Source organism: Falsiroseomonas sp. HW251 (assembly GCF_050563545.1).
In the GTDB taxonomy this organism is placed as follows: Bacteria; Pseudomonadota; Alphaproteobacteria; order Acetobacterales; family Acetobacteraceae; genus Falsiroseomonas.
In genome coordinates this window covers 1-14,076 of sequence record NZ_JBNXUM010000042.1, presented here as the reverse complement: position 1 = coordinate 14,076, position 14,076 = coordinate 1, and the positions used below count along the sequence as shown (strand labels likewise).

Here is a 14,076-nt window from a genome sequence, read left to right as displayed (position 1 = left end):
GATGACGGCCTACACGTTCCGCCGGCGGGGCATCCTGGCGACCGTCGCAACACTCGCCGCGCCGCGCCTCGGCCGTGGCGACGGTGCCTTCCCGCAACGGCCGATCACCTTGATCGTGCCGGCAGCGCCCGGCGGCACCAACGACACCACCGCACGGCTGCTGGCAACGCCGCTCGCCGCCGCATTGGGCCGGCCCGTGGTGATCGAGAACCGCTCCGGCGCCTCGGGCAACCTCGCCATGCAGCAGGTCGCCCGTGCCCGGCCGGATGCCCATACGCTCCTGATGTCGTACTCAGGCTACCACGTCACCAATCCCTTTGTGTTCGCGAACCCGGGGTGGGATCCGGTGCGCGACTTCGCGCCGGTCGCCCTGGCCGTCCGCGCGCCGCACGTGATCCTCGCCCGCAGCGGGCTGCCCGCGTCTCTTCAGGACCTGCTCGCGGAAGCGAGGCGCGCGCGGCGTCCACTGACCTACGGCTCCTCCGGTGTCGGTTCCATCCAGCACATCGGCGGGGCGCTGTTGGCCGAGCGCACCGGGCTAGAGTTGGTGCACGTGCCGTATCGTGGTGCTGCGCCGGCACTCAACGACCTCGTTGCTGGCTCGATCGACCTGCTAATCACCTCGGTCCCGCCAGCGGTGGCGCAGATCGCTGGCGGGCGCGTTCGGGCTCTGGCGCTGGCGGCGGAGGACCGGCATCCCGCACTGCCCGATGTGCCGACGACAGGAGAGGCAGGCCGTCCCGGGTATCACCTCGAAGCCTGGTTCGCGGTGTTCGGCACGGCCGGCTCACCGCCCGAGGCGCTTGCGCGTCTCGGCTCGGACCTTCGTCGCATCATCGTGGAAGCCGAATTCGCGCGGCGTATAGAAGAGCAAGGCGCTTTCGCCAGATACGCGGCCGCCGACGACCTCGCGAGCGTCTTGCGGGCTGACTTGGCCTTTTGGGAGCCCGTGATACGGACAGCTGGTATTCGCGCCGAATGAGCCACAGCGCGCCGACGAAGGTGGTGGTCTTCCAGTGTCCGTGCGGGACGGGCGAGCGCAGGCGCGCCCCGCGAGGCGCCCGGCCGTGGGTGCGGGCCATCTTCGTCGAGGCCCAGGTCTCGTCGATGAACACCAGGCGGTCGGGATCGAGGTCGGGCTGGCTCTCGAACCAGGCCCAGCGCCGCCTCAGGATGTCCGGGCGGTCCTGCTCGGCTGCATGCGCCGTCTTTTTTTGCGCGTGATCCGGTGCCGGTCGAAGAAGCGCCAGATCGTCCCGATCCCCGCGGGCACACCGGCCTTGGCGAGCTCCGCCTGGATCTCCGCCAGCGTGATGTCGGACTTCTGCTCGAGAAGGTCGAGGATCAACGCCGCATGGGCTTCGATGCGCGCTGAACGACGATCACCACCCAGCGGGCCAGGCGCAACTGATCCCACCTGTCGTGCCTGCGGAACCGCCGCCCGTCATGCGTCCGGTCCTGTACGAAGTCATACGCCCAGACATGCCCCGGCCAGCACGGCAGCAGCCGAACGCAGGAGCCGTCGTTCAGCCACAGCCGGCCCCGCTTCGGCTGCCGCCGCGGCACCTTCAGCCCCTCGCGCCGCCAGATGCGCTCCACGCGCTTGGCGTTCACCCGCCAGCCCTCAGCCCGCAGCAGCGCCGTGATCCGGCGGTAGCCGTAGCGGCCGTACTCCGCCGCCAACGACACCGCCGCATCGCTCACTGCAGCCTCGTCGGACCGAGCCACCCGCACCTTGCGCTGCGTCGAACGAGGCTGGCCCAGAGCGCGACAGGCGCGACGCTCGGAGATCCCGAGCGCCGACTGCACATGCCGCACGCCGGCCCGGCGGCGCTCGGGGCCTAGAAGTTTCCCTCCGCAGCCTCTTTGAGGATCTGCTTGTCGAGCGTCAGCTCCGCCACCGCCTGCTTCAGCCGCGCATTCTCGCGCTCGAGGTCCTTCAGCCGACGCGCCTGGTCCACCTTCAGGCCGCCATACTCGGATCGCCAGCGGTAGAACGTCGCCTCCGATACCTCGAGCCGCCGGCAGATCTCCCCCACCGTCCGGCCCTGCGCCTACTCCACCTCAGCATGTCGCAGCAGCCCAATGATCTGCTCCGCCGTGTGACGCTTCCTGGGCATCCCTGCCTCCTTCCAAGGAGGCCAACTCTCTCATCCCACGTGGATCCCGGTCAGGGGGGAAGGCCAAGCGGACCTTCCTTGCCAGCGCCATCCGCGATTTACGCGCACGAGGCATCCAGGACAGCCCATTCCACGTGCCGTGCCTCATGCGCTCACTTCGAAGACGGCCTGGCGCTACGAAACGAGCCTGGTGCAGATCAGCGAGGCACTGGAAGGCACGCCCCTTGGCGACATCACGACGGCGACCGTACTCGACTTCGTCATGGCTCGCCGCGAGGATGTTTGCGCGTCCAGCACTGTCCGCAACGACCTGACGGCGTGGTCGCGCGTGCTCGGCTACGCCGTCACCAAGGACTGGATCGACGTGAACCCGGTGAGGAACTTTGAGCGGAAGATATACATCGGCCGCGACGCCGACATGCTCGACCCGCCCGAGGATGCGGCGGTGCAGACGCTCATCGAAGAGGTGGCTACCTGGTCGACGGATGTGGCCGACCTAGTCCGCTGGCTACGCGAGACCGGCATGCGACTGGGGGAGGCGCTGGCAATCGATCGACAGGACATTCACCCCGACGGAAGGCACGCGACCCTGCGGCGCGGCGTCAAGCGGAACGCGGGCGGGCTCAAGACGCGCACCATCGACTTGGGGCGGGCCGCCGACATGCTGTACCGCCTGCCGGCCAAGGGGCGCCTCTTCGCCAACCTTTCCGCGGACAGCGCCGTGGTCAGCACTCGCTACGGACAGTGGTGCCGTCAGCGCCAGGGGCGGGAGGACCGCGAAGGCCGGGTCGAGGGGCGACAGACCGTCCCGCTGGCACGGTACCGCCTCCACGACTTGCGGCGCGCCTTCGCCATCGCGTCGCTCATCGACGACCCGACCTGCATCTACCGCTTGATGGAGCAGCTCGGCCATTCGAGCGTGAAGACCACCGAGATCTACACGCGCTTCCTTCGCGGCGAGGGTGCCCAGCGCCGATACGGGCGCGACAGCAACCGCTTTGGATCGCTCCCGCCAGCGCTCGCCCCTGGCTCGGCGAATGGCTGATCGAGGGCAAACCCATAACAAACTTATGCCAACGTTTAACTCGCCCTGGGCGCGTCGAAAGCGCAACGACGGCACAGCGGGTCGGCACAAAGGTCGGCACAGTGGCCCGGAAACCGTTGTATTTGGACCCCGGCCAGATACACCTAAGTCATTGAAATGGCGGAGGGGATGGGATTCGAACCCACGATAGGGCTTAACACCCTATGACGGTTTAGCAAACCGCTCACGCGTGAGGTCGGCACAGAGAGCGCCAGTGCTGTTCTCACAATTTCAAGCGCTTAGTGGCCGCATAAAACGCATAGAGCGTACCTGACGCACAGGGGTCGGCACAGAGGTCGGCACACACGTGCTTGCTTTTCCGCCGGACCATTTGGGCGACCTGTGGCAGGTTCAAATCAGGGACCAGAGGCCACCGAGAGTTGCCGATCCGGTGTCTAGCCTGATCGCGTACACTGGCCGCCTCTGTAGTCTGAGCCAAGCGCTTTGTGCCCACCGCAGCGGCACGCCGCGTCAGGCCCCGTGGCTAATCGCCCGACCGCTCTCCGCGTCGAAGAGGTGAAGCCGGGCCGGGTCGAAGATGAGGTGCGCCCCGTCGCCCTCCGTGAGTCGCGTCGCGCGCGGATCAACCCGAACCAAGACCTCCGTCGCCTCCGGCCCCGCCAGCGTGAGAAAGAGGTCCGCGCCCGCCAGTTCGGCCAGCGCGACGCGGAGCGGCGCGCCAGGGGCGGGCGTCGCGGCAATCGCTTCCGGCCGTGCACCCAGCCTGAGCCGCCCCCTTGCGGCGACCGCGGCAGCCGGCCGACCGAGCGGGATGGCGCCGAGCGCGGTCGCGAAGATGGCCCCACCGTCGCGCTCCTGCAGCTCGCCGTCGAGGAAGTTCGTCTCGCGGTCGCCGACGAAATTCGCGACGAAGACATTGGCGGGTCGGTCGTAGATCTCGGCCGGCGTCGCGTATTGCTGCAGCCTTCCCTGGTCGAAGACCGCGATGCGCGAGGAGAGCGTCATCGCCTCCGACTGGTCATGGGTGACGTAGACGATGGTCGAGCCGATGGCGTGGTGCAGCGCCTTGAGGTCGCGCCGCATGCGGATGCGCAGCCGCGCATCGAGGTTCGACAGCGGCTCGTCCAGCAGGAAGACGCGGGGGTCGCGCACCATGGCGCGGCCGAGCGCCACGCGCTGCTGCTGCCCGCCCGAGATCTCCTTCGGATAGCGCGCGAGCAGCGCGGCGATGCCAAGCGTCTGCGCGACCTGCTCCACCTTGCGCGCGATGGTGGCGACGTCGGGCCGCGGCGCGCGGGCCTCGAGCGGGAAGGCGATGTTCTCGAAGACGGTGAGGTGCGGGTAGAGCGCGTAGTTCTGGAACACCATGGCGATGTCGCGCTTCTCCGGCGGCAGGCGCGTGACCTCGCGGTCCCCGATCAGGATCTCGCCGGCATCGGCATCGAGCAGCCCGGCCAGCAGGTTGAGCGTGGTGGACTTGCCCGAGCCCGAGGGGCCGAGCAGCGAGACGAACTCGCCCTCCCTCACCTCGAGGTCGAGCGCGTCGAGGGCGACGGTCGCGCCGTAGCGCTTGCTGACGCCGCGGAAGGTGACGGTGGACATGCTCAGCCCTTCACGCCGCCGCCGGTGAGGCCCGACAGGAAATACCGCTGCAGGAAGACGAAGACGGCGAGGATCGGCACGATCGAGACCAGCGACGCCGCCAGCAGCGGTCCCCATTCGCGCCCGTAGAAGCCGAGGTAGAAGTAGATCGCGACGGGGAAGGTCCGCACCTCCTGCGACGAGGTCATGGTCACCGCCACCACGAAGTCGTTCCAGGCGAAGACCAGGATGAAGAGGGCCGCCGCGACCAGGCCGGGCTTCGACAGCGGCAGCACCACCTTGCGCAGCGTGCGCATCGGCGAGCAGCCATCGACGCGCGCGGCCTGCTCGAGCTCGACCGGCAGCGTCGTGAAGTAGCCGTAGAGCATCCAGATCGCCGCCGGCAGCTGGTAGGCCGTGTAAAGCAGCACCAGGCCGAGCCGCGTGTCGAACAGCCCGGCCACCGAGACCAGCGTGAACGTCGGCACCAGCAGGGATGCGATCGGGATGCTCATCACCGAGACGATCGCGATCATCACCGCGCCGCGGCCGCGGAAATCGTGCCGCGCCAGCGCATAGCCGCCCATCGCGCCGAGCAGCAGCGTGAGCGCGACCGTGGCGGCGGAGACCACCACGCTGTTCAGGATGTAGAAGGCAGCGTCGTCCTGGAAGACGCGGACATAGTGCTCGAAGGTCGGCGCCTCCGGCAGCAGGCGCGGCGGGAAGGCGACGATGCGGTCCGCCGGCTTCAGCGAGGACGACAGCCCCCAGAGGATCGGGAACAGCGCGTAGGCCGCGATCAGCAGGTTGACCGCGGCGCGCGCCGCGCGGCGGCCGGCGACGCTCATACGCGCCCCGCACGGCGGAACAGCGCCAGCAGGATCGCGACCAGCGCCAGGTTCACGACGAAGACCATCAGCGCCAGCGCGTTCGCCTGGCCCAGCACATGGTCGGAGAAGCCGAGGCGGAACATCTTCAGGACCACGACCTCCGTCGCGTTGCCGGGCCCGCCGCCAGTCAGGATCAGCGGGAAGGTCAGGATGTTGACGAAATGCACCATCAGCCGAACCAGCGTGATCAGGATGGGGATGCGCATCAACGGCAGGGTGATGCGGCGGAAGCGCATCCAGGCGCCGGCCCCGTCCACCCGCGCCGCCAGGTGCAGCGAGGGCGGGATCGCCTTCAGCCCGGCCAGCAGCATGATCATCGCGAAGGCGCTGTCGCGCCACATCGCGTTGAACACCAGCGCCGCCATCGCCGTGCCGGGATCGGCCAGGATGGAATGCTGCCCGAGGCCGAGCGGCCCGAGCACCAGCGTGGACAGCCCCGCCTCCTGGCTGAACAGCCATTTCAGCAGCATCGATCCCACCAGCATCGCGATCATGTAGGGCACCAGCACGACGGCGCGCATCAGCGTCGCGAAGCGCCCGTCGCGCTCCAGCCAGACGGCCAGCGCGAAGCCGAGCGCGAAGGTCAGCACCAGCGCGAAGACCGAGAAGACCGCGGTGACCCAGAGCGCGTTCAGCACCTCCGGCGAGGCGAGCACGCGCGCATAGTTCTCGAAGCCGACGAAGCGGCGGATCTGGAAGAAGCGGACATTGTGCAGGCTGTACCAGAAGCCGATCAGCAGCGGCCCCAGCACCAGCACCGCCTCGACCAGCAGCGCCGGCGCCAGCAGCTTCCAGGGCGTCCAGCGATCGGCCTTGCGCCCCACCTATTGCCGGTCCTGCGTCGCGCGTTCCGCCTGGCGCAGCGCGTCCGTCACGTTGCGCTGCCCGAGCACCACCTGCTGCGTCGCCAGGTTGAAGTCGGCGAGCGTCCGAGCCCAGGCGCATTGGCTCGGCATGGCGAGCCCCGACGTGCCGAGCATCGCCGCGACCTGCTTCAGCGGCGCGTTCTCCGGCTGCTGCAGCGCGGGGCTGGATGCGACGGAACGCAGCATCGGCACCTGGCCGCCCGGCACGGACCAGAGCTGCATCGCCTCCGGCGACGCCATCACGTCGATGAAGCGCATGGCGTCGCGCGCGCGCGGGCTCGGCCGCCAGGCCAACGCGAACCAGCCGGTGCTGATCGCGGGGCCAGGGCGGTCGGTCGCCCAGCCCGGGATCGGCGCCATCACCAGATCGTCCTTGTTCCAGCCGGAGGCGTTGCGCTGGATCTGCTCGAAACGCGCGTTGGAGATCACCTGCATCGCGAAGCGCCCGGCCGCGAACTGGTCGATCGCATCGTCGGAGGTCATGGCCAGCGCCTCCCGCGGCGTCACCCGGTGGCGCAGGATCAGGTCGGCCTGCCACTGCACGGCGCGCGCGGCCTCCGGTGTCGCGATGCGCGCGCCGCAGCGATCGTCGAAGAAGCTGCCCTGGGCGCCGAGCGCACCGAGCACCGCCGGCGTCATCGAATAACGCTCCGTCGCGATGCCGAGGCCCATGCCCCAGATGTCGGGCTGGCCGTCGCCATTGGTGTCGCGCGTCATCGCCTTCGCGGCCTCGGCGACGCCGTCCCAGGTCTTGAGGTCGTCGAGCGTCTTCCCCGCGGCGGCCAGCAGGTCGCGCCGGACCATCAGCACGAAGGTCGTCGCCATCAGCGGCATCGCCAGCACGCGGCCGCGGACGGTGACGGATTGCAGCGCCGCGGGCAGCAGCATGTCGGCGCGGCGTTCCTGCGACCAGGCATTGACCACCGGCGAGAGGTCGGCCGCCGCCTCCGTCCCCAGGATCAGGCCCAGGTTCTCGGAGTTCACCCAGCAGATGTCGGGCGCGTTGCGCGCGTTGTGGCCCAGCACGAATCGCTCGGCCATAGTGGTCCAGACCTGCGGCTCGACGCGGATGCGAAGGCCGGGATTGGCGGCCTCGAAGCCCTCGATCATCTGCTTCAGCGCGCGTTCCCGCCCGCCGGGACGCGCGGGGTCGAGGAAGGTCCACATGGTGATGGTCTGCGGCGCCTGGGCGGAGCCGATGGCGGGCGCGGCAAGCGCCAGCGCGCCGGCGATCGCGCTGCGCCGGGTGATCCTGGTCGTCATGGCCTTTCCTCCTCCCCCTCGCCCGCCCGGGTCATTCGCCCGGGTCGAAATACCGCCGTCCCACGCGATGGAAATGCGCCTCCATCAGCGCCTTGGCCGCCGGCGCGTCGCGCGCCGCCAGCGCCTCCATCAGTTGCGCGCGGAACACCAGGCCCGCGCGCCAGCTGTCGATGTTCTCGGTCCGCTGGCCGATCAGCGCCCACATCGGGCCCTGCCGCGCCTGCCACAGCTCCCGCACCAGGCGCGAGAAGATCTGGTTGTGCGCGGCATCCACCAGCGCGACGTGGAACAGCCGGTGCTCCCGCGCCGGGCTGTCGCGCCGCTCGACCGACGCGGTCATGCGGTCGAGGCAGGCCTGCAGCCCCGCGCGTTCCTCCGCCGTTGCGCGGGTCGCGGCGAGCTCGGCGGCGGCGACCTCGAGCGCGCGCCGTGCCTCGAACTGCTCGAGCGTGCCGGGGCCGAGGTCCCGCCCCGTCGCGAGCGGGAAGACCGGCGTCGCCGGCAGATCCGGCCGCACATAGGTGCCGTCGCCGACGCGGGTCTCGATCAGGCCCGCGGTCTCCAGCGCGATCAGCGCCTCCCGTAACGACGGGCGGCTGATGCCGAGCCGATCGGCCAGCTCCCGCTCGCCCGGCAGGCGGATGTCGGGCGTGAAGGTGCCGCCGCGGATCAGCGCCTCGATCTGCTCGGCCACCTGCTCGTACATCCGCTTCGGGCGGACGAGGCGCAGCGGTGGCAGCTCCGGGCGGGCGCGGTCTGACATCGGGGCAAGCCTAGGCGGCACCGGACAGGCCCGTCAACCGGTCTGACCAATTCGCTTGACCCGAGACAGTCCCGCACCTAGCGTTGTTCCCATTCCCGGAGGAGAACGCCCATGCTCGACCATGCCGGCACCGGCATCCGCATCCGCCCGACCGGCGCCGCCCTCGGCGCGGATGTCGAGGGCGTCGACATCGCCAACCTCTCGGACGCCGAGTTCGAGGTCATCCGCCAGGCTTGGCACGACCATCTGGTGCTGCGCTTCCGCGGCCAAACGCTGGACGACGCCGCGCATGTCGCGCTCGGTCGGCGCTTCGGGGAGCTGGACTTCAACCCGGGCACGCGCCTGACCGGCAAGGTCTATGTCGAAGGCATCCCGGAGATCGTGAAGATCTCGAACATCGTCGAGAACGGGAAGCCGGTCGGCGAGCTCGGCGCCGGCGAGGCCGACTGGCATACCGACATGTGCTTCATTGAGACCCCGCCCTCGGCGAGCCTGCTGCGCTCGCTGGAGATCCCGGCGGATGGCGGCGGCGACACCAGCTGGCTGAACATGGAAGCCGCCTATGCCGCGCTGCCCGACGCGCTGAAGCAGGCGGTCGCCGGCCGCAGCATCAAGCATGATGGCGTCTACGTCTCGTCCGGCAAGCAGCGTCCGGGAACGGTCGCCCCAGCGAGCGGCGACATCCGCGACATTGCGGGCGCGGTGCATCCAATCGTGCGAACGCATCCGGTGACCGGGCGCAAGTCGCTGTATCTCGGCAAGCGCTTCAACGCCTATGTCATGGGCATGGAGGTCACGGAGAGCGAGGCGCTGCTGGATGCGCTCTGGGACCATGCGCTGGGCGGTGACTTCACCTGGACCCAGCATTGGCGGGTCGGCGACATGATGATCTGGGACAACCGCTGCACCATGCACCAGCGCGGCGCCTTCGATGCGGCCTCGCGACGGCTGCTGCACCGGGTGGTGGTGAAGGGCGAGAAACCCGCCTGACCCGACGCGCCTGCTCGAACAGTGGCCTCGATCCTCAGTTGCAAAGGCGGTTGGGGTCGGAAGTCGCGATGAAATGGCAAGCTTCAGTGGCTTTAGGTTAGCCGTAAGCCATTGGCAGGGCATGGGATCAGGGATGCGGGGACCAGAGCCCCGAGAGCTGCCAGATCTCGTTTACGAGCCAAGCGGCCAGAGCACACGCTTTGCCCGCTCGGCGCCTCCGCTCGGCGGCAGCCTCGGCGAGCTGGCGCCGTAGAAATTCGCGATGCACCGCGCCCGGGCGAAAGGCCCGGCCGAGGGCGCTGAGCTGCTCGACGGCTCCGGGCTTTCGGCCCAATTCACCACCGTCCCAACACGGGCGAATTGGACAGGGGATTCAAGCTATCAGCGCTAAAGAAACGGGACACGTTGGTGGAGTGGCCCCCATCAAACCGGACATGCGGCTTGGTTGTTGGACTGCTGAGCGATGAACTCACGCGGCGAGCGCATGCGCAAGCCGGAGTGGGGATGGATGGTGTTGTAGATCCTATGGGGGTGTCCCTCCGCCTCGGGGCCTGGCCGCTTCAGCGGAGTAACCCAGGGAGACCCGCCGATGACGCCGACGATCACGACCTCGCCGCGCTGCCATGTCGCGCTGGAGCTGAGCCGCTCACGCTGGCTCGTCGGAGCGCTGCTCCCGGGCCGGGCGAAGGTCGCCCTCTACACGGTGCTTGGCGGCGACGCGCAGGGACTGCTGGCACTGCTCGGCCGCATTGAGGCGCGAGCCAGCGCCGAGGTCGGCACGAGGGTCCCGGCGGTAGTCTGCTTTGAGGCGGGCTACGACGGCTTCTGGCTCGCTCGTCTCCTCCGTCAGCACGGCGTCGAGACGCACGTCCTCGACGCGGCGAGCTTTCTCGTGAGCCGGCGGGGCCGGAGGGCAAAAACGGACCGCCTCGATGTCGAGGCCATGGCTCTCGTGCTCAGGGCGTATCTTGGCGGCGACCGGGGTGTCTGCCGCGTGGTGGAAGTGCCGACGCCGGAGGCGGAGGACGCCAAGCGCCTCTCTCGCGAGCGGACGCAGCTCGTGCGCGAGAGGACGAGGCACGTGAACCGGATCCGCGGCCTTCTGACGCTGCACGGCATCCGCGAGGTCGAAGGTCTGCACGGGGGCGAGTGGCGGGCAGCACTCGGCCGGCTCGTCACGGCTGACGGCCGCCCGCTGGGACGCTTCCTTTGCGCCGAACTCGCCCGTGAGTTCGAGCGGCTCCATCTTGTGCACGAGCACGTGCGGCAGCTCGACGCCGAGCGACGAGCCGCCACGGTACAGCCGGACGCCTTCCCAGACGCACCGAAGGTGAGGCAGCTCATTCGTCTCGCTGGGATCGGCGAAGTCGGCGCGACCGTGCTGGTCTCCGAGGTGTTCCATCGGCACTTCGGGAACCGAAAGCAACTGGCATCCTATCTCGGGCTCGCCCCGAGCCCCTACTCGAGCGGCGACAGCGCGCGAGAACAGGGCATCAGCAAGGCAGGCAACAAGCCAGCGAGGACGCTGCTCGTGGAGCTCGCCTGGTCCTGGCTGCGCCACCAGCCGGCCAGCGGCCTCGCCGCGCACGAAACCAAGAATCGCGAACCGCACGAGGTGCCGCTCGGCCCTGAGGTGGTATGCGTGCTGCGCACCTATCTCGAGTTCTACCGGCCGCTTCTCGCGGCGCCCGGCAACAAGTTCCTGTTTCCGTCGGGCGCGGGCCGCAAGGCCACCAACAGCCTGGGCACGCAGATCAGCGAACGCGTCTTTCAGCGCACCGGGATTACGATCAACGCCCACCTGTTCCGGCATTTCTCCGCCAAGCTGATCCTGGAGGCAACGCCCGGCGGCTACGGCATCGTGCAGGACGTGCTGCGGCATCGCGACATGGCGACGACCCGGGGACACCACGCCGATGCCGAGGCGACCGCTGCGGCGCGCCACTACGACGGCGTGGTGCGCCAGCAGCGCCAGCGCCTGCGGCAGGGCGGCCAGCCATGAACCGCGAGCCGACGCGGCGCTATCCCCCCGAGCGGCACCACCTGCCCTACGACCGCTGGCCCGAGCAGGATCGGCGGATGTGGGAGGCCTTCGTGCGGCCGGCGCCGACCGTGCTCGACGATGCCGGTCCTGGCGCCAGCCTGCGTCCTCGCACGCAGATCAAGAAACGGCAGAGCTACAGCACCTGGCTGACCCACATCACGCTGCGCCACCCCGCCCTGCTGACCGCGGCGCCAGTGGCGCGCGTCACGCCGGAGACTGTGCGGGACTGGATCACCGCGATGCGGGCGCTCGTGTCGCCCTATACGCGGCTGCTCCGCGTGGTCGACCTCATGACAATCGCCAAAGGGCTCGAGCCCACCCACGACTGGGGCTGGTTGCAGGCAGCCGTGCGGCGCCTCGATTACGAGGCCGCCCCCGCGAAATCCAAGGCCGGCCGGGTCCGTCCCGCCGCGCAACTGGTCGAACTCGGGCTGGCGATGATGCGGGGCGCTGAGACCGAACCGCTCGAACACCGCTACGAGCGCTGGGCGCTGTTCCGCGACGGCCTGATTATCGCCTTGCTGGCGCTGCGTCCTCTGCGGATGCGCAACCTGACACACCTGGAGCTCGGCCGGACGTTGCTCGAAGTCTCAGCCGAGCGGCACCGGGTTGTCTTCGGGCCAGACGAGACAAAGAACGGCAAGCCGATCGAGTTCAAGTGGCCGGAGGAGCTCGAGGCAGCGCTTGCGCACTACCTCGGCGAGGTTCGGCCTCACCTTCTGCGTGGCCGCACCTCTTCGATGCTGTGGATCGGCGTGTTCGGCGATCCCATGGCCGAGCAGACGATCCGCCAGGCGATCACGCTGCGCACCAAGGCGCGGCTCGGCGTGGCGATCAACCCGCATCTCTTTCGGGATTGCGCGGTGACGACGATGGCGGTTGAGGACCCTGCCCATGTAGGGCTGGCTTCGGCGCTGCTCGGCCACGCCAGCACGACCACGACAGATCGCCACTACAAGCAGGCAAATTCTGTCGCGGCGAGCCGGCAGCTGGCCGCCGCGGTCGCCGCGAGACGCGCCAGCCTGAGGCCTGCGAAATCACTGCGCGGCGGCTTGGCGCGCCGGCAACGCTCCCTTCCGCTTTTCCCCGAGGAGACCGGCCGATGAGCCGCCCTGCCCTGCCGCTGCGCGCGGCAATCTACGCGCGCTACTCCTCGGAGAACCAGCGCGAGGCCTCGATCGACGACCAGATCGAGGTCTGCCGGCGGCTCGCCGAGCGCGAGGGCTGGCGCGTCGTCGCGTTGTACGACGACCGGGCCGTCAGCGGCGCCAGCGCGTTCCGGTCGGGCTTCGCGGCCATGCTGGCGGACGCCAAGCAACGAGGTCAAGCCAGAGCAGGCAGCGCCACGAGGTTGCGCGCGGGCCGTCCGGCGAAGAAATCGGCGACGTTGCCGAAAGCCGCCGACAGCTTCTCCTCAAAGGCGTCGCGCGTGCCGGCGGAGATGTGCGGCGTCAGCACCACGTTCGGCAGCGCTAGCAGCGGGTGCCCGGGCGACGGCGGCTCCTCCTCGAACACGTCGAGCGCGGCAGCGAGGAGATGGCCGTCCCGCAGCGCGGCGGCGAGCGCCGCCTCGTCCACCAGCCCGCCACGCGCGGTGTTCACCAACACCGATCCCGGCCGCATGCACCTGATCGCCGCGGCATCCAGGATGTGCTGCGTCTGCAGTGTCAGCGGCAGGTGCAGCGAGACGATCTCGGCCTCCGCCAGCAACGTCTGCAGCGTCTCCGCCCGACGCACTCGAAGCCGCGTCGCGTCCTCCGCGGAGAGCCGCGTGATGGGATCGAAGTAGAGCCCGGTCGTGTCGAAGGCCGCGAAGCGCGCCGCGGTCGCTTGGCCGATCCGCCCGAACCCCACATAGCCCACCACCCGGCCCGCGAGGTTGCGCGACACCGGCCGCAAGGCGTTCACGTGCCAGGCGCCGCGGCGCAGCTCCGCATCCGCGTGGGGCAGCCGGCGCAGCGCCGCGAGCGTCATCAGCAGCGCCATCTCCGCCACGGGCACCGTCGTGCCTTGTGGGGTCGTGGCGAGCGGGATGCCGCGCGCGGCGACCTCCTGCCAGGCGACCGTGTCCTGCCAGCCGACCCCCTGATGCTGCACGAAGCGCAGCCGGTCCCCGGCGGCGAGGTGCGCGGCCGTCAGTCTGCTCGCCGCGACGACCACGGCATCGGCTTGTCAATCGGCGCGGAAATGGGGCTCTGACTCACATTCCGTGCAGGTGAGCGGTCGACTGCACTGCCGGCGCGTAGTGGGTGAACCCACACCCTAGGTTTTCGCCATGGCTGGCCCGGATCTGCATGAGGTGATTCCGGATGGACTGCTGCTCGACAAGGTCGAGATCAGCAGCACGCGCATCGCGATGACTGTGCGAAGCGCTGCGCCGGAGGGCTGCTGTCCTGGCTGTGGGGAGCGGTCGGGGCGGGTCCATAGCCGCTACACGCGCCGCTTGCTGGATCTCCCCTCGCACGGCCGCACGGTCGAATTGCAGGTCGCCATCCGTCGCTTCAGGTGTCCCAG

The 14,076-nt window shown here is 69.4% G+C and carries 12 protein-coding genes and 3 pseudogenes; 7 read left to right on the top strand and 8 right to left on the bottom strand.

All coding sequences use genetic code 11. The annotated features are described in order from the left end of the window. The first annotated feature begins 1 nt into the window (after position 1). Positions 2 to 982, top strand: coding sequence for a Bug family tripartite tricarboxylate transporter substrate binding protein (locus ACLF3M_RS31865; protein WP_430661053.1), 981 nt, complete (start codon positions 2 to 4; stop codon positions 980 to 982). A 4-nt stretch (positions 983 to 986) separates the two neighbouring features. Here ACLF3M_RS31865 and ACLF3M_RS31860 read toward each other — a convergent pair. Together ACLF3M_RS31860 and ACLF3M_RS31855 are read right to left on the bottom strand one after the other, a co-directional pair. Then, positions 987 to 1,423 (bottom strand): annotated as a pseudogene (locus tag ACLF3M_RS31860) (IS630 family transposase); the annotation flags it as partial. 5 nt (positions 1,424 to 1,428) lie between these two features. Beyond that, a pseudogene (locus ACLF3M_RS31855) lies at positions 1,429 to 2,120 on the bottom strand (transposase); the annotation flags it as partial. Between the two features lie 139 nt (positions 2,121 to 2,259). Here ACLF3M_RS31855 and ACLF3M_RS31850 point away from each other — a divergent pair. Next, the gene (locus tag ACLF3M_RS31850) at positions 2,260 to 3,165 is read left to right on the top strand and encodes a tyrosine-type recombinase/integrase (RefSeq protein WP_430661052.1); all 906 of its coding nucleotides are present in this window, start codon (positions 2,260 to 2,262) and stop codon (positions 3,163 to 3,165) included. Positions 3,166 to 3,675: 510 nt separating this feature from the next. Here the strand turns inward: ACLF3M_RS31850 and ACLF3M_RS31845 are convergent. From ACLF3M_RS31845 to ACLF3M_RS31825, 5 genes are read right to left on the bottom strand one after another with little or no spacing between them, the layout of a single operon-like run. Next, a complete protein-coding gene (locus ACLF3M_RS31845) occupies positions 3,676 to 4,767 on the bottom strand; it encodes an ABC transporter ATP-binding protein (protein ID WP_430661051.1) in 1,092 nt (363 codons plus the stop codon). A 2-nt stretch (positions 4,768 to 4,769) separates the two neighbouring features. Next, the gene (locus ACLF3M_RS31840; RefSeq protein WP_430661050.1) at positions 4,770 to 5,594 is read right to left on the bottom strand and encodes a carbohydrate ABC transporter permease; all 825 of its coding nucleotides are present in this window, start codon (positions 5,592 to 5,594) and stop codon (positions 4,770 to 4,772) included. Continuing rightward, positions 5,591 to 6,460, bottom strand: coding sequence for a carbohydrate ABC transporter permease (locus tag ACLF3M_RS31835; protein WP_430661049.1), 870 nt, complete (start codon positions 6,458 to 6,460; stop codon positions 5,591 to 5,593). Before ACLF3M_RS31835 ends, ACLF3M_RS31840 begins: the two co-directional genes overlap by 4 nt. After that, on the bottom strand, positions 6,461 to 7,765 hold the full coding sequence (locus tag ACLF3M_RS31830) for an extracellular solute-binding protein (protein ID WP_430661048.1): 1,305 nt from the start codon (positions 7,763 to 7,765) through the stop codon (positions 6,461 to 6,463). Between the two features lie 31 nt (positions 7,766 to 7,796). Continuing rightward, positions 7,797 to 8,528, bottom strand: coding sequence for a FadR/GntR family transcriptional regulator (locus ACLF3M_RS31825; protein ID WP_430661047.1), 732 nt, complete (start codon positions 8,526 to 8,528; stop codon positions 7,797 to 7,799). A gap of 111 nt (positions 8,529 to 8,639) precedes the next feature. On the opposite strand from ACLF3M_RS31825, the gene ACLF3M_RS31820 reads away from it, so the two are divergent. The 4 genes and pseudogenes from ACLF3M_RS31820 to ACLF3M_RS31805 form a co-directional block, all read left to right on the top strand. Continuing rightward, entirely contained in the window at positions 8,640 to 9,518 is an 879-nt protein-coding gene (locus ACLF3M_RS31820) for a TauD/TfdA dioxygenase family protein (protein WP_430661046.1), read from the top strand. 589 nt (positions 9,519 to 10,107) lie between these two features. Next, positions 10,108 to 11,520 carry an IS110 family transposase gene (locus ACLF3M_RS31815; protein WP_430661045.1) on the top strand — a complete coding sequence of 471 codons (1,413 nt, stop codon included), beginning with the start codon at positions 10,108 to 10,110 and terminating at the stop codon, positions 11,518 to 11,520. Further along, the gene (locus ACLF3M_RS31810; protein WP_430661044.1) at positions 11,517 to 12,668 is read left to right on the top strand and encodes a hypothetical protein; all 1,152 of its coding nucleotides are present in this window, start codon (positions 11,517 to 11,519) and stop codon (positions 12,666 to 12,668) included. The genes ACLF3M_RS31815 and ACLF3M_RS31810 overlap by 4 nt, the downstream gene beginning before the upstream one ends. Then, positions 12,665 to 12,820 (top strand): annotated as a pseudogene (locus ACLF3M_RS31805) (recombinase family protein); the annotation flags it as partial. The gene ACLF3M_RS31810 and the pseudogene ACLF3M_RS31805, both read left to right, overlap by 4 nt. A gap of 65 nt (positions 12,821 to 12,885) precedes the next feature. Here ACLF3M_RS31805 and ACLF3M_RS31800 read toward each other — a convergent pair. Continuing rightward, positions 12,886 to 13,722 carry an NAD(P)-dependent oxidoreductase gene (locus ACLF3M_RS31800; RefSeq protein WP_430661043.1) on the bottom strand — a complete coding sequence of 279 codons (837 nt, stop codon included), beginning with the start codon at positions 13,720 to 13,722 and terminating at the stop codon, positions 12,886 to 12,888. Positions 13,723 to 13,837: 115 nt separating this feature from the next. On the opposite strand from ACLF3M_RS31800, the gene ACLF3M_RS31795 reads away from it, so the two are divergent. After that, on the top strand, positions 13,838 to 14,076 hold a 239-nt coding region (locus ACLF3M_RS31795; RefSeq protein WP_430661042.1), incomplete at its 3' end, for a transposase family protein.